Raw genomic sequence first — 15,744 nt, 5'->3', positions numbered from 1 at the left:
TTAGCTGTAATAAAGTCCGTCTGTACCTTTTGTATCTTCCTTGAATTCATCAAAATCCACAACAGGGTTATAGACCTGCTGTTCCTGCGTATTGGCTTTTCCAACCTGGCTTTTGCTGGTCTCACTTTGCTGGCCATGTTTGAGAATGGTTATTTTCCCTCCTGTGCTGCACATCAGTTCTGAGATTTCTGTAAGGCAGCTCTTTCCCATGACTTTTACTTTCTCATAAGTTTTCTGCCATTTTCCTGCGGGAGCATAAGCGCAGGGAAGATATCCTCCTGAACTTGGCTTAAGCTTACATTGCCCAAAGGGCTGTGCCGCCGGATCAAGCTGAAGATCATCTTCTGTTACTGCCAGATAATCGGCATTTCCTTCTTCATCATTCCAGTAATGCTTTTGGTGGCTGGTTACTTTAAATTTTGGAAATTTAAACCCCTGATTACACTGTACAGTTCCTTTTTGCACAATGAAATATTTTCCTTCATGAGGACTGGAACCGCTGTCTTCTTTAGTATCTTTTTTTTCCTCTTTCTTGGATTGCTGATCTGTTTTTTCAGATGATTGCTCTTCGTTTTTTGCCTGTTGTTCCGGAGAATTTTCTTCGCTGGAACTCATCTCATCTGTAGATTCTTCCTGCTGAGAGGTTGAAATATCCTGAGACTGAATTTCATTTGCCATAAGCTGTGGATCTTCCGGAATAAAAATGGTTTTTCCAGGAACAGGTTCCTGCATGACATCTTCTGGCGGACAATGGAGATTGTGATAGGTTTTTAAAATGCCTTTATCTTTCAGCTTAAACTGCCGGGTCAGCGAACTGAATGTGTCGCCTTTTTGTGTGACATAATTTTTCATATTATCCTTGTGTTATATTGATATGGTGTTGATGAATAGATACTTCTTCATGACTCAGTAAAACCGAGGCTTTAGCCTGAAGAAGATTCTTATTTTTTGTGTGAGTGGTGTATTCTAATATAATATTTCCTTGTGCAGGTTCAGACGCAGATTCTTTAAGCTTAATGCCGCGCATGATCTCCTGTGAAGTACATTGTTCTGTGATTTTACCGTTTAAAATAGTCAAAACAGAGCCATCATCGTTGGACTGTTCAATATTAAGTTCACATTGTACAGAAAATGAATTTTGTAAAAGATAAAAAGATTCTGCCCATTTTGTTTTCCTTTGGAACCAATCAATTTTGGGAAACAATGTCTGAAACAGAAGCGTACTCTGAAATTGCTGTAATAAAAATACTTCATCGCTGATATTCCTTTCAAACGAATCCATGTAGTTTTGGGCAACTTCTCCTACATAAAACTCTTCAAGATCTTTACGCTTTTGGGTAAAGGTATCCTTGATTTTTTTATGATCCGCAAATCCCGTTATTCTGCCCTGTTCATTCAGAATAAATTCAAGAGGCATAATACTTTTCATACAGGCAATAGATAAACTGCTTACCTTATCATCAGGTGTATTTCCATTGGATTTAAAATCATTTTGACTGTAGCTCAGGATATGTTGGCCTGTGTTTCTGTCTTTGTGAAGATCAAGCTCAATGATATAATCGATGTTAACAGGAGATTCGAATGGACTTTTAAAAATTTCATTCACGGAATAGGATTTAGCAAAAAAAGACTCAGAAAATTTTGAAGGAAAACTGTTTTTTCTTTCCTGTTCTTTTTGTTTCTCCGTTTTAAAATTGGTAGGAACAAAGATATTTTTGACGTCATTAAGATTTTCAAACCAAACTTTATCCATTCTTTGGCAATGGGAATTGTGAAACAGCTTTAGCTCCTCGCCGGTCATACCCAGCCGGGAAGCAATAGAGGTCAATGTGTCTCCGTTTCGTACCTGATATTGTAAGAAATCAATTTCCATCCAATGTGAATTATAGGATAAAGCTATTAAAAAACTCTATTTGAAATTAATTTTTAGGGTTAAATTTCAAAAATTGTAGTAGAATTACGACATGAGATTGATGTTGTACAGAAAACCACCCCGTCAAAAATTCTTTGAATTTTTGCCACCCCTCCGGAGGAGGGGAATATTGCGTCTTCAGTTGTGATGCCTGTCAGGATTGGAGTTTTTGTTGAGGCTTTTCTTATTGTTTTAATACGGTTGAATTCCTACGGAATGACAGACTGTATGGGTAAGACTATCATTTCAATTATGTCATTCCGTAGGAATCTAAGCTGGTATATTTTAAAATTTATGTACTTTTAAAACAGTTCGTTGTAACTTACAATAAGCAGATAAGAAACTTTTGTGACTTTTGTGGTTTCATTATATACACAACCAAAAGTTATGATTACTTTTAAAGCTATAAACAACAGCCATGAAGAATAGATTTTTATACGGAGTTTTCATTGCATTGATCAGTATGGATTCATATGCTCAGGAATCGAATACTCAGTCATCTGTTTTTTTCACCACCAAAGCAAAGGATACTGTAAGGATTAACGAAACATTCAACGAAAAGGATACAACAAGCAGTAAGAGCTTACAAAACCGGCTGAAACCTATTCAGGCCAATTTTAAAAGGATTAATTCAATGACAAAATGGACTTCTGTCCAAAGGAAAAATATTGAAGGAGAATCGGCAGAAGGTGGAGAAGCAACATTTTATTATACAGATAAGCGTCTGGAAAAAGTCATCGCCAGGCATTATGGAGAAATGGGGCAGATGCTGATAGAATATTATCTGTTGAACGGACAACTATCTTTTGTTTTCGAGAAAGAGTACAGGTATAACCGTCCGCTTTTCTATGATGTTAAAGCTATGAAAGAGAATAACGATACGGAAGCCTTTGATTTGAAAAAATCAAAAATTACAATGACCCGTAATTATTTTGAAAACGGAAATATAATTCTGATCAATAACACTGCGGGACGCGGATTTAATATAAGTGCGGATTATCCGGATGAACAGGAGAAAAACATAACAGAGGATTTTAAAAGACTTCTGAAACTGGCTGATTAAATGGTTGTTATTGTTGATCTGCTTTGATGATGTTTAGTCTTTCTTCAACCTCATTAATTCTTTTGAGCCAATAATTAATTCCTTCCTGATTGGTTACCGTTTCTTTAAAAGCATTTCGATTCACAGCCCATAAATGACCGCTGTTTTTTTGATAATCAAGTTCGCGTTCCTTTTTATTCTCAGGTTCTATCCGGTATCTCCAGAATACCAGAGAATGCATATATTCTGAGCGTATTTTTTCGAGATAGGCAATAATAGCCTTTCGGTCCTGAGGAATATATCCGGGACCAGAGCATCCACAAGAATGGAAAGTGATTCCTACCGTATACAAATCACGGATGTGCGCCCATTGCTTATCGTCATTTTTTGGAGGAGATTTAAAATCAAGTCCCATATTGGCCATCAGATTTCCACATTCGGGGCATTTGGCTTCCACGGAAGTCTGAGCATCCCGGTCCACATCTTTTAAATGGCGGCGTTTGAAAGTTTTCTGGCAGTTGAAACAGGCATAATGTCCTTTGTAAACCATCATGGAGTATCGGCACATATTTAAAGTCTTGTTCTTTGGTTATAAGTTATTTTTATTTGTTTTTTTCCTCTTCATTACAATTGATTCCCATCAGACTGCTGGCGCTTCTCGGATCGTAGACCGACCATACATCTCCCCAGGGAAATTTGAAGGTACAGCTTGGGTAAGGGTTTTTCTTTTTTTGGGTTGGAAGCCTGTCAAGGATCTTAGTGAGAAAAGTATTGTTTCTGTGAAAAACTTTCATTTCTTTTTCCTCTGTCCATTCATCCCAGTCTTGGGCATCACCATTTTCCCATGTGCTCATATGAATGATGTCCAGCTGATCTCCGAAAAAGCACAGACTGAAAGATATCTGATATCCTTTTATTTCTATATGCTGAAAGTAATACCAAAAATATCCGGTTTTTACATCCCGGCAATTATGATACTTTTCTTTATAAAAACCAGTCTGCTTCAGCTGATCAAGACTCATTCCCTGATAAAGCTGTGTATTGAAGGATTTCAGCTCTATAACTCCATTTTCACTGTTAATCAGCATGTCCCAAAAAATTGAAGCTATAAATATACCCGTTTTTTCTTTACAGACAACGAATAATATTTACAGCTTCTTGTAGAAATAGAAATATCGGTGTGTTATTTGGGCTATGGGTTTGAAATTATTAATGTAGATGGAATATCAGAAAGCCATAGACTTTTTGTATCAATCAGATTTTTCCAGCTCTTACTGCTGATCAGCATCAGATCCTGGGAGTTCAGAAATTCTTTTTCAATCTTTTTCTCATTATACAAGGTGATATGATTAGGAGCTACCTGTTCAATACTTCTGATCAGCTCTTTTACCTCAATATTGTTTCTGATCTGCCCTGCAGCATCCAGAATGATAACCTGCGAATTGTTGTTATTAATCAATCTTTTCGCATATTCCAGAAGATAGAAATCACTCAGGTTAAAGATCGGAACAAAGATTTTATCCGCTGTTTTAAATTCTTTATCAACAAGAATTCCCACAGGGATGGTCGATTTATCCAAAACCTGAAGCGTAAGATCATCGTAAGGAGAGTTGTTGAAAATATTTCCTTTTCCTTTTACGGTGTTCAATAATTTTTCGGGATTAATGATTTTGGTGGTAAACCCTAATAATCTTCCCAGTAAACTTCCTTCATACATAGATTTTCCAAGCATAATAAGAAGAAGATCATAATTTCCTTTATTGGTAATATTCGTCAGATCGCTTTCAACATCTGTAGAAGCTTTGAAAAGAGTAGTTACTTCAAGCTGAAGCTCATGAGAGGTTTCAATGACATTTTTAAACTGTTCCTTTTCAAAGTTTTCGATGTCGAAGGCATGAAGTTCATCTACAGGAGCAATATTCATTGCAGTGACACTTTTGTTCCCGTTCATTTTATGAGTGAAGTTATCTGCCAGTTTCAGCAGTTTGCTTCCTGCTTTTGCCGTTTCAAAAGAGAGAAGAACCCTGTATTTTGTATCATCATCTTCCTTTTCATCATCTTCAATCATCGATTTTTTCCCTTTGAAAAGGTAATTGATAAAATCCAGACAAGGACCTGTCATAAACGTTGTAAATAAAGCCATGATCACAAGCATTGCGAAAAGTTCCGGACCTAATACTCCTAAATCATAACCGATATTCAGAACGATAAGCTCTGTAAGTCCCCGGGTATTCATTAAGGCACCTATTGTGAGACTGTCTTTCCAGCTTATTCTCAAAAATCTTGCAGTAAGGGCACTTCCAACGAATTTCCCTGTAACAGCTGTTAAAATAATCAGTCCGCCAATTTTCCAAAGGTGAGGATCATTCAATAGTCCGATCTGGGTTCTTAATCCTGTAAAGACAAAAAAGAGAGGCAGTAGTAAAACCAAGGCAACATCTTCTATTTTTTCTATGAAAAGATTCCTGAATTTTACGTTTTCCGGCATAATGGCTCCGGCCATAAATGCTCCAAAAAGTGCATGAATACCGATCACTTCTGTGGCATATGATGAGATGATAAGGATTAAGAAAAATACAGCAACCAGTGATTTGCTGATGAAACCTTTTCCCTTCTGTGATTCAGCAATTCTGTTAAGAAATGGCCTTACTGCTTTTATCATAATGAAAACATACAGAATAGCCATTAAGATAACGAATACTGATCCTGAAAAGGATCCTGCTTTTACTACAGCAATTACTGCTGCCAGAATACACCATGCGGTAATATCATCTGCCGCAGCACAGGTAATAACAACGGTTCCTATTTTCGTCTTGTGAAGGTTTCTTTCCTGAACGATTCTTGCGAGAACAGGAAAGGCCGTAATACTCATTGCAATAGCTATAAATAACGCAAAGGAACTGAACTGAATTCCTTCCGGTGCAAATTCTTTATAAATAAAATAAGATAGCCCAACCCCTAATGCAAAAGGGAAAATAATACTTGCATGGCTGATTACCACAGCATCATGGGCCTTTTTTCTAAGAACGCTCAAATCAAGTTCCATTCCCACAATATACATGAAGAGAATCAAACCGATCTGGCTTAAAAACTGAAGATTAGGAAGTGATTCTTTCGGGAAGATAAAGGCAGAGAGTTCCGGGAAATACAATCCGAAAAGTGACGGTCCCAAAACAATTCCTGCAATCATTTCACCAATTACAGAAGGCTGTTTCAGCTTTATACAGATCCATCCGAAAAGTTTAGCGACCAGAATAATGGTCACGATCTGGATCAGAAGAAGTGCCAGAGGGTGATGAAGATTTGCCAGAAAAGAATCTGCAAAATTGTCCCACATCGTAGCTCCCGTAGCTTTGCTGGGAGTAATATTTTCCCCTATTTCCAGTGTTTTCCCCTGGATGAAAAACCAGTACATAAGGCAAGAAAAGAATGCGATGGTACTGATGTAAAAGATAATATTTTTGTATTTCCCCAAATTCATGATTCCAATATTTTATGCAAATTTGATAAGAATATAGTTATGTTAAATATTCTTTTTTTTTAAATGTAATGAATGTTCTAAAAAATGTAATAAAATCTATTTGAATCAATCCCTATTCAATGATATCTTCATTTTTGAAGGTACTTCCTGAGAAAAGCACAAGCTGGATACGAGAAATTCTACAGCATAGAAACAATTTTTCATTATACAATCAATTAATTCTATGCAAAAATAAATGGATTGTATGTTGAAAAAGGGGAGTTGTAATAAAGGGCTGTAATTCTGTAACGAAACCTTAAAGATTTGAAAAAGGGCTTATTTCCCGAATAGCTCCATCAAGGAATTTTTGTAAGCATCGCCGATCTGAAGTTTCAGAAAAGTGTGGTCTTCCGTAGGAATAGTCGTGATAATTTCGTTCGTTGAAAATACCTTAATAGAAGACAGAGCAATGATCTCTTTTTTGTTGACCTGGGCAAAATCTTTGGCAGGAAGCATTTCAAGAAGGTTTTTGAAATTCAGGTTTTTTAATACGATTGTAGTTCCGTCGCTGAGGATGATATCTTTATCCCTGCTGTCTATTTCAGAGGTTTTAATATAAGAAATCTGCTCTGTAAATATGATGGTTTTCCCAATATTGGTATTCCATTCGATGAAATCTTTCTTAGGAGGATTTTCCACCAGTTCTTTAGCTTTTTCAAAGGCCTGGATCAGTCTTTCTTTTTTGATAGGTTTTCTTACATAATCTACCACATTCAGGTCGAAAGCTTCGGCTGCATATTCTTTATAAGCGGTAGTAAAGATGATTTTTTTTGAACCTGAAATAATTTCAGCCACCTGAAGACCTGTCATTCCGGGCATTTCAATATCCAGAATACACAGATTACAGTCAAGGTTATCTATTTCATTCAAAAAGATTTTAGGATCATTGAATGCTTTTACTACTTCTACATTGTCAATCTGTTCACATAGAAGTTTTAAATAGCTGATGGCCAGTAATTCATCATCCAGAATAACGCATTTTATCATAGAATTCTCCTAAATTGATTTTTAATTCTGCAGTGAAGACTCCGTTTTTTGAACTTCTTTCCAGCTGGTAGTATGTGCTGTAGATCATTTTAAGCCTTTGATCAAAAGACTGGCTTCCAAAACCGCTTTTTTCCTTTTCCAGAATATTCTTTAGCGAAGCTTTATTGCTTACTTTCATAGTAAAAATACCATTTTCAAGCTCCATATAAATGGAAATAAAAGAATCCTGAGCCAGGAAATCCGTATGTTTAAAGGCATTTTCAATAAGATCCACAGAAATCAGCGGAGCAAATACTTTTTCCTCATACAAAGCATCAGATTTATTAATCCTTGATTTGATTCTGAAGTCAAAAAGTGGATTGATCTTGATTTTATTAATTTCAATAAGGCTTAAAGCAAAATTGAGCTCCTCTTTCGGGCTTACGTACTTATTATTGCTTTCGTATAAAATATAATCCAGTACATTGGCCAGTTTATCCAGTGACATATATGTCTGATAGGCATGAGACTGAACCGAATTAAGAATGTTTTTAAACAAATGCGGATTCAGCTTTGTACCGATATGCTCCAGACGAACTTCATTCAGACGCTGTTCAATAAGTTTGTTGGTTTCCGATAATTTGGTATTTCTCTGATTCAGTTTCTGATTCTGGCTGAAAAGGTAAATACTGGTCGTCAGAAACAGGAAAATGGCAAAAACTCCGATGAATATCAGATAGTCATGAATCATGTAATAATTGCCGTCCATAATGTGGTAATAAAACTATTTAAGTTTTTTAAGACCGTTTACCATCACCGTTTCTTCACATTTTTCATACGTGATTTCGTAAGATGGATTTTTTTCAGGATAGGTTAAAAGATAGCTCGGACAAGGTTTCTTTTGTGCATGGCTGCGATCAAAATCTACTTTTCCTTTGGTAATGATACTGTCTTTTATGAATTTTTCATCAATCTTATAGGCTGCCATTGCACTTTTGGCCTCATCAGAATATTTGAATTCTTTGGAAAGACTTTCAGCAATAACCCGGCTGTTGGGTAGATAACCGCTGCAACTTGCCCCTTTTTTGTTTAAAATAAAAAATACGAGTAAAAGCCCCGGAATGAAGCCTATTGCATAAAATTTCAGTTTCTTCATTAGAAAATTAAAAGATTGATATCGTGGTATGTAAGTCCGAAACGGTCGCAGATGATCTTCTTGGTATGTCTTCCTTTGTACATATATAAGCTCTGCTTCATTTCGTTTTTGCGGATCAGCATGTTTTCAAAGCCGCCCTCTTCGTCATAATTTAAAATATAGGAAAGGAAGAAATTCGAGATGGCTTTCGTAGTGGTTCTCGGCATTCTTGAGGTAAGGTTCGGAAGTCCGCAGTGGATAACACCGTGTTTGATGACATAAGGATCTTCCATGGTAGTGAGTTCTGAAGTTTCAATAACTTTACCGTTGTCTATGGTAATATCAATAATGACACTTCCTTTTTTCATTTTCATCACCATATCTTCAGTGACAATAGGAGTCATATTCAATCTTGGCAGCGCTCCTATCACTACATCAGCACGTCTTAAACTTTTGCTGAGTTCTTTAGGATCAATAATAGAAGTCGGTACACGGCTGTCAACAATCGTATGAAGTCTTCTCAGTTTAGATAGAGAGTTGTCGAAAACTTTCACACTGGCTCCTAAACCTATTGCTGCTTTCGTAGCAAATTCCCCTACAATTCCGGCCCCGAGAATCACTACTTCTGCAGGTCTTACTCCTGTAATGCCTCCCAACATTAAGCCATTGGATAAGGCCAATAACTCTGAAGCATATAAAATGGAAACGGTTCCTGCAATTTCCCCAATTAATCTTACCAGTGCCAACTGTTTGTATTCATCAACGATAAATTCAAAAGCAATGGCATTTATTTTTTTCTCTGCAAGTTTTAAAAAATATTCCTTGTCTCTGAGGTTGATCTGAAGTGCTGAAACCAGATATGTATTAGGTTTCATGTACTCAATTTCGTCTTCAGTAGGAGGGTTAACTTTCAGAATAAGATCCTGCCCGAAAGCTTCTTTAGGATCATTCGTGATTTTTGCTCCTGATTCGGAATATTGTAAATCTGTAAAAAACGAACCTTCTCCGGACCCGGATTCTATAATGATCTCATGGCCGTGCTCTACCAACACCTGTACGGCGTCAGGAGTGATGCAGGTTCTCCTTTCGTTGAGACAGGTCTCTTTAGGAATTCCAATACTAAACTGTTTTCCCTTTTTAATAACCTCCAATTTTTCCTCTTTCGGCATCAATTCTTCTTCTGTGAAAGGAGTAAAAATATTTGTACTCATCCTTAAATTAAATTATGTCTTACAGATTGTTATTTACACTCAATTTATGAGCAAAGATACATAATATTTAATCGAATGAAACTTCTCTGTTTTCACCCGTATTCACAATGCTCATTGTGTGATAGTTGAGACCGTAAAGCTCCTCTTCATACACTTCCGGCCACTCGATGATGCATAAAAAAGAGTTGTCCAGATACTCTTCAATTCCGATATCATAGACTTCTTCAATGTTTTTTAAGCGGTAAAGATCAAAATGATATACTTTCCCTTTTTCCGTATTGTATTCATTCACAATAGAGTAGGTTGGAGAGTTTACTTCATCCTTGCTGCCCATATTTTTAAGCAGGAATTGGGTGAAAGTGGTTTTTCCTGCTCCCAGATTTCCTTTTAATAAAAGAATATTATGTTTTAATTCCGGAATGATGCTGTCAACAACTTCCTGCCAGTCTTTGATTGTATGTATAGTAAACTGCATATTATAGCTAATTTGTTTTGCAAAAATAATGATAAAACCTACTAAATAAAATGCGGATGTATTATATAATTGTAAGGTTTTTTTTTATGTGTATTTTTGTACTATGATTTCCAAACAGACCATTGATAAGATATTCTCCACAATCCGGGTTGAAGAGATTGTGGGTGAATACGTGCAGTTGAAGAGAGCAGGGTCTAACTTTAAAGGACTCAGCCCGTTTCATGAAGAAAAATCTCCGAGTTTTGTGGTTTCGCCAAGCAAACAGATCTGGAAAGATTTCTCGACGGGAAAAGGGGGAACTGCAATTTCTTTCCTTATGGAAATTGAGAATTTTACCTATCCTGAAGCGCTTCGCCATGCGGCAAAAAAGTACGGAATTGAAATTGAAGAAGATCTTCGTGAAATTTCCGAAGAAGCAAAAAATGCCCAGACTGAAAAAGATATTTTATATAAAATTCATGAGGTTGCCAATACGTATTTTCAGGAGATCCTCTGGGATGATCATGAAGGGAGGAGCATTGGGCTTTCTTATTTCAAAGAAAGAGAACTGAAGGATGATATTATTAAGAAATTCCAGCTGGGATATTCTCCGGAGAAAAAGAATGCCTTTACTGCTTATGCGCTGGAAAAAGGATATACTAAAGAAATTCTTGAAAAATCTGGACTTTCTATTTTCCCGGAAAACACTCCTGCGGGTGTTGACCGTTTCAGAGAACGAGTAATTTTCCCGATTCACAGTTTTTCCGGAAGGGTACTCGGTTTTGGGGCAAGGATTCTTAAAAATAATGTTAAGACGGCAAAATATCTCAATTCACCGGAAACGGAGATTTATCATAAATCCAATGTCCTTTACGGGCTAAACCAAAGTAAGCAGGCTATTTCAAGGAAGAATGGCTGTCTTTTGGTGGAGGGATATATGGATGTGATTTCACTTCATATGTCGGGAATTGAAAATGTGGTGGCCAGTTCCGGAACGTCTTTGACGACAGAGCAGATCAAATTGATCAAGAGGCTTACGGAAAACGTAACCATTCTTTTTGACGGTGATAACGCCGGTATCAAAGCCAGTTTCCGAAGTATTGACATGCTGCTTACTGAAGGTATGAACATCCGTGTCTTGCTTTTCCCTGATGGAGATGACCCGGATTCATTCGCCAGAAAACATCCGCAGGAATATGTAGAAAAGTATATCGAAAATGAAGCGATGGATTTCATCGACTTCAAAGCGGAAATTCTGTTGAGGGATGTTGGTAATGACCCTATTAAAAAAGCAGAAGCGATAAGGGATATCGTAAAATCTGTTTCTTTTGTACAGAATGCGCTGAAAAGGGAAGTTTATCTTAAAGAAGTTTCCAGTAAATTCGGACTTTCTGAGCAGAGCCTCTTCAATGAACTGGATGTTCAGAAGCAGCTTACACAGAACCAGACCCATCATGTTCAGCAGCAACAGAAGGAAAAGACCGCCGCTCCCAAAATGGAGATTGTTCCTTTGGATAAAGAAAAAGAAGATCCTTTCCTGTATGATGTATTGTTCATGGAGAATAAACTTGTAGAACATATGCTGGCATTTGGGGATATAATTCTGAAACGTAGAAATGAACAAGGTGAAGAATATCAGATTACCGTAATTGAGGAAATTCTTCATCATTTTGAAGAAGAGCAGTATGCATTTTTGGTCAAAGGGAATGAAATCATTATCACTCAGGTAAGAGAGGGGATTCAGAAAGATGAACTCAGAAGTGGAAACTTTTTTGTATCTTTTATGGATGAAGAGATTACCACAAAGGTTGTGGATGCTCTGATTCCTTTGGATGATCTTGAAAACTGGGCTTCCAGAAATATTTATCCTCCCAATTACGGGGATAAAGTGGCAGATCAGATCCAGGGAGATGTTTTATTGCATAAATACAGGTATATTGATTATTTAATCACAGAAACAGATAAAGAGCTGGATGTGTACAGGGATACTGATGAAGTAAAGTACTATGAGCTTATTAAAAAAATCACCTTATTGAAACAGGCTTCAATGCGATTGAGTAATATCATCGAATATTCGCCTATCAAAGGAATCTATGGAGATCGCAAAAGATAGTTTTTAAGTCAGTTTTTTAAATATTCTGTGACAAAAAGTCCTATAAAATTTTAGGAATAAATATTGTAATTTAAACTTCAAGAATAGTATAAAAATAATACATAATAGAAATATGGACATTAAAAAGGATTTCAGAGACTTCTCTGTAAAACATTTAGGAAACAACGGTTTGGTTACCGATCAGTATATGGGAATGTATGGCCCAACGAATCTTACTCCGTACATCATGGAAGAAAGAAGATTAAACGTTGCTCAGATGGACGTTTTCTCCCGTCTGATGATGGACAGAATTATCTTCCTGGGAACAGGTATTGATGATCAGGTAGCAAACATCGTTACGGCACAGCTTTTATTCTTAGAAAGTGCGGACCCGTCAAAAGATATTCAGATCTATATCAACTCTCCTGGTGGAAGTGTGTATGCAGGTTTAGGTATTTATGACACCATGCAGATCATTAAGCCGGATGTAGCGACTATCTGTACAGGTATGGCTGCTTCAATGGGAGCTGTATTATTGGTTGCCGGAGAAAAAGGAAAACGTTCTGCGCTTAAGCACTCAAGAGTAATGATTCACCAGCCTTCAGGAGGTGCTCAGGGAGTTGCTTCTGATATGGAGATCAACTTGAGAGAGATGCTGAAATTGAAGCAGGAACTTTATGAAATCATTGGTCACCACTCAGGACAAACTTACGAGTGGGTAGAAAAATCTTCTGACAGAGATTACTGGATGACTTCTGAAGAAGCTAAAGGCTACGGAATGGTAGATGAGGTTCTGCAAAGATCTACTGAGAAAAAATAATTGATTGTAAAATCATAAGAAACCGCACCCATCTGGTGCGGTTTTTTTGTTGGATTAATTATGGTTTTAAGCTGTATTGGCTGTTTGGATTCCTACGGAATGACACAATTGAAATGATGGATTATACATACAGTTTGTCATTCCGTAGGAATCCAGGCGCAATCATTCAAGAAGAAATCTACAATCCAGACCAAATTCCAACTGAAGACGTAAAAATTCCCATCCTTTGAAGGCGTGGCGAAAATTCAAAGAATTTTTGACAGGGTGGTTTTCCATGTCCACTTTCACTATTTCTTAACAACCTTAGGACAAATACTGAATTTTTTCTTTGCAACGGAAACACCTAAAGTTAGCTGTACTTCACTTTGGTTCTATTGTTAAAATACAATTATCATTATATTCAAGATCAGTTTATAATCAATCTCTATTTTCGCAGCCATAAAAGTGAATATGAAAAAATTACTATTGTCTGTTGTAGTGCTGGCAGTATTGGCTTCATGTAAAAGTGATGATGATGCTACAATAATTAATCAGGATATTAATTATTCCAAACTCCCTCAGGAATTTCCGTTTACAAAACTGGCTACGATAAACGGAGTAGATGTCATTAATGGCGGATTTGGTTCCGGAGCAGCAGCTCATCCTACAAGAAAAGGCGAATTCTATGTCATTACAGACAGAGGACCAAATACTGACTTTCAGAATGGTAAAAAATTTCTTGCTCCTAACTTTACTCCAACGATTATGCATTTTAAAATCAATGCTGAAGGAAATGTAGAGGTAATCAAATATATTAAGCTTAAAAATCCATCCGGGCAACCTATTACAGGGCTGCCAAATCCTGTAGGAATGGGAAGTACAGGAGAGATCGCTTATGATGCTTCCGGAAATGTTTTAGGTACTGATCAATATGGATTGGACAGTGAAAGTATTGTAGCAGCATCAGACGGTACATTCTGGGTTTCTGATGAATACGGACCGCATATTGTGCATTACAGTGCAGACGGAGTAGAAATGGAAAGAATAAGCCCGATAGGGGTAAATACCGGAACAAGGAAATTACCTGCTGTTTTAGCCAAAAGAAGAGCCAACAGAGGAATGGAAGGACTCTGCATTACTCCTGACGGAAGAACGCTGGTAGGAACCATACAGTCGATGATGCTGGTACCAACCAAAGCATTGGCTACCAATACCACTTTAATGAGAATTGTCACATTTGATATTATCACAGGGCAGACCAAACAGTTTTTATACAAGCAGGATGGGGGTGCTTCTGATTCAGTGTGTGATATTACAGCTTTAAGCAACAATGAGTTCCTGGTGATTGAAAGAGATGGAAATTTCGGATCTCAGGGGGGGATCAAGAAAGTATACAGAATTAACCTGACCAATGCTTCCGATGTGAACGGAACTGATATTGCTGCCGTGGATGGTATGAAAGTGAATGGAAAAGCTTTAGAACAATGCTCATGGGATGAAATTACGAACGCCGGGATAAAAGCTGTTACCAAAACATTAGCTGTTGATCTGGTTGCAAAACTGGGCTATGACCATGATAAGTTTGAGGGAATTGTTTATTTAGGAAATAATAAACTGGCTGTTTTCAATGATGATGACTTTGGAGTAGTGGATGATGGAAGCGGTAACCCAAAAGTTAAGATTCTTCCTAAAACAGGGAAGGTAGACAAAGGAACTATGTACGTAGTCGATATTCAATAATTAGATTTTTTTAACGGAAAACGGCGGAATCGAAGATTCCGCCGTTTTTATTATTTATAGATGATTAAGATCAGATCTTAATTAAAACCTTCGATAATTTTAGAGAAATCCTCTAATTTCAAGGCTGCTCCTCCAATCAAACCTCCGTCGATATCCGGCTGAGAGAAGATTTCTTTCGCATTGTCAGGCTTTACAGAACCTCCGTAAAGGATAGAAACCTCATCAGCTACTTCCTGTCCATATTTTGCAGCGATAATGTTTCTGATGTGAGCATGAATTTCCTGAGCCTGCTCTGGGCTTGCCGTTTCTCCTGTTCCGATAGCCCAAACCGGTTCGTAAGCAATCACTACCTTTTTGATTTCTTCAGCAGAAAGGGTAAAAAGAGCTGCTTCAGTCTGATTTTTTACTACTTCCAGGTGCTGGCCTGCCTTTCTCTGTTCAAGAGTCTCTCCATTGCAGTAAACAGGGATAAGACCTTTGTCAAGAGCTAATTTGATTTTTCTGTTGCAGTGAGCATCTGTTTCACCATGATACTGTCTTCTTTCAGAGTGCCCGATTAATGAACCGGTAGCATCGATAGATTCCAACATGTCTGCGGAAATTTCCCCTGTGTACGCTCCGCTTTCATACTCGCTCATATCCTGAGAAAATACTCCGATTTCATCCTTTTCAAAGATGTCTTTTGCCATCATCAAATACAATGCTGGTGGAGCGATCCAAACCTCACAGTTGGTAGCATTGTTGTTTTTATAGCTTAGTAACTGAATCATCAATTGTTGTGCATCAATTACATTTTTGTTCATTTTCCAGTTGCCTGCAACTATTTTTCTTCTCATAAGATTTAAATATAGATTTATTTACTTTTTTCGTTGT

15 protein-coding genes are annotated in these 15,744 nt (G+C 37.2%); 4 read left to right on the top strand and 11 right to left on the bottom strand.

What is annotated here, in order from left to right:
• Window positions 1-852 carry a DUF4280 domain-containing protein gene (locus FW781_RS22470; protein WP_172625730.1) on the bottom strand — a complete coding sequence of 284 codons (852 nt, stop codon included), beginning with the start codon at window positions 850-852 and terminating at the stop codon, window positions 1-3.
• 1 nt (window position 853) lies between these two features.
• Window positions 854-1,873 (bottom strand): LysM peptidoglycan-binding domain-containing protein, encoded by a 1,020-nt coding sequence (locus FW781_RS15050; protein ID WP_149388176.1) that lies wholly within the window; start codon window positions 1,871-1,873, stop codon window positions 854-856.
• Between the two features lie 457 nt (window positions 1,874-2,330).
• Here FW781_RS15050 and FW781_RS15045 point away from each other — a divergent pair, with 457 nt between their 5' ends.
• The gene (locus FW781_RS15045; protein ID WP_149388175.1) at window positions 2,331-2,975 is read left to right on the top strand and encodes a hypothetical protein; all 645 of its coding nucleotides are present in this window, start codon (window positions 2,331-2,333) and stop codon (window positions 2,973-2,975) included.
• Window positions 2,976-2,982: 7 nt separating this feature from the next.
• Here FW781_RS15045 and FW781_RS15040 read toward each other — a convergent pair whose 3' ends face one another.
• The 8 genes from FW781_RS15040 to tsaE all read right to left on the bottom strand — a co-directional run bounded on the left by FW781_RS15040 (window position 2,983) and on the right by tsaE (window position 10,261).
• On the bottom strand, window positions 2,983-3,507 hold the full coding sequence (locus tag FW781_RS15040; RefSeq protein ID WP_317133404.1) for a hypothetical protein: 525 nt from the start codon (window positions 3,505-3,507) through the stop codon (window positions 2,983-2,985).
• Between the two features lie 49 nt (window positions 3,508-3,556).
• On the bottom strand, window positions 3,557-4,042 hold the full coding sequence (locus FW781_RS15035; protein WP_149388173.1) for a hypothetical protein: 486 nt from the start codon (window positions 4,040-4,042) through the stop codon (window positions 3,557-3,559).
• Between the two features lie 104 nt (window positions 4,043-4,146).
• Window positions 4,147-6,435, bottom strand: coding sequence for a cation:proton antiporter (locus tag FW781_RS15030; protein WP_228720206.1), 2,289 nt, complete (start codon window positions 6,433-6,435; stop codon window positions 4,147-4,149).
• A gap of 315 nt (window positions 6,436-6,750) precedes the next feature.
• A complete protein-coding gene (locus tag FW781_RS15025; protein ID WP_149388172.1) occupies window positions 6,751-7,461 on the bottom strand; it encodes a LytR/AlgR family response regulator transcription factor in 711 nt (236 codons plus the stop codon).
• Window positions 7,436-8,209: a histidine kinase gene (locus FW781_RS15020; protein WP_149388171.1), complete on the bottom strand. Its 774-nt coding sequence runs from the start codon at window positions 8,207-8,209 to the stop codon at window positions 7,436-7,438. Before FW781_RS15020 ends, FW781_RS15025 begins: the two co-directional genes overlap by 26 nt.
• A gap of 15 nt (window positions 8,210-8,224) precedes the next feature.
• A complete protein-coding gene (locus tag FW781_RS15015) occupies window positions 8,225-8,596 on the bottom strand; it encodes a DUF4258 domain-containing protein (protein ID WP_077415436.1) in 372 nt (123 codons plus the stop codon).
• Window positions 8,596-9,786, bottom strand: a complete 1,191-nt coding sequence (locus tag FW781_RS15010; protein WP_047381225.1) for an alanine dehydrogenase — start codon at window positions 9,784-9,786, stop codon at window positions 8,596-8,598. Before FW781_RS15010 ends, FW781_RS15015 begins: the two co-directional genes overlap by 1 nt.
• 67 nt (window positions 9,787-9,853) lie before the next feature.
• The gene (gene tsaE / locus FW781_RS15005) at window positions 9,854-10,261 is read right to left on the bottom strand and encodes a tRNA (adenosine(37)-N6)-threonylcarbamoyltransferase complex ATPase subunit type 1 TsaE (protein ID WP_149388170.1); all 408 of its coding nucleotides are present in this window, start codon (window positions 10,259-10,261) and stop codon (window positions 9,854-9,856) included.
• 103 nt (window positions 10,262-10,364) lie between these two features.
• Between tsaE and dnaG the strand changes: the two genes are divergently transcribed.
• From dnaG to FW781_RS14990, 3 genes are all read left to right on the top strand, one after another.
• Entirely contained in the window at window positions 10,365-12,353 is a 1,989-nt protein-coding gene (gene dnaG, locus FW781_RS15000; protein WP_149388169.1) for a DNA primase, read from the top strand.
• A 112-nt stretch (window positions 12,354-12,465) separates the two neighbouring features.
• Window positions 12,466-13,152 (top strand): ATP-dependent Clp endopeptidase proteolytic subunit ClpP, encoded by a 687-nt coding sequence (gene clpP, locus FW781_RS14995; protein ID WP_034726592.1) that lies wholly within the window; start codon window positions 12,466-12,468, stop codon window positions 13,150-13,152.
• Between the two features lie 450 nt (window positions 13,153-13,602).
• Window positions 13,603-14,871 (top strand): esterase-like activity of phytase family protein, encoded by a 1,269-nt coding sequence (locus FW781_RS14990; RefSeq protein WP_149388168.1) that lies wholly within the window; start codon window positions 13,603-13,605, stop codon window positions 14,869-14,871.
• Between the two features lie 77 nt (window positions 14,872-14,948).
• Here FW781_RS14990 and tpiA read toward each other — a convergent pair whose 3' ends face one another.
• Window positions 14,949-15,707, bottom strand: a complete 759-nt coding sequence (tpiA, locus tag FW781_RS14985; RefSeq protein WP_149388167.1) for a triose-phosphate isomerase — start codon at window positions 15,705-15,707, stop codon at window positions 14,949-14,951.
• Window positions 15,708-15,744 lie beyond the last annotated feature (37 nt).

The sequence above is a fragment of the Chryseobacterium panacisoli genome (genome assembly GCF_008274625.1).
In the GTDB taxonomy this organism is placed as follows: domain Bacteria; phylum Bacteroidota; class Bacteroidia; order Flavobacteriales; family Weeksellaceae; genus Chryseobacterium; species Chryseobacterium panacisoli.
The sequence above is the reverse complement of the archived record's forward strand: the minus strand, read 5'-3'. Positions and strand labels throughout refer to the sequence as shown.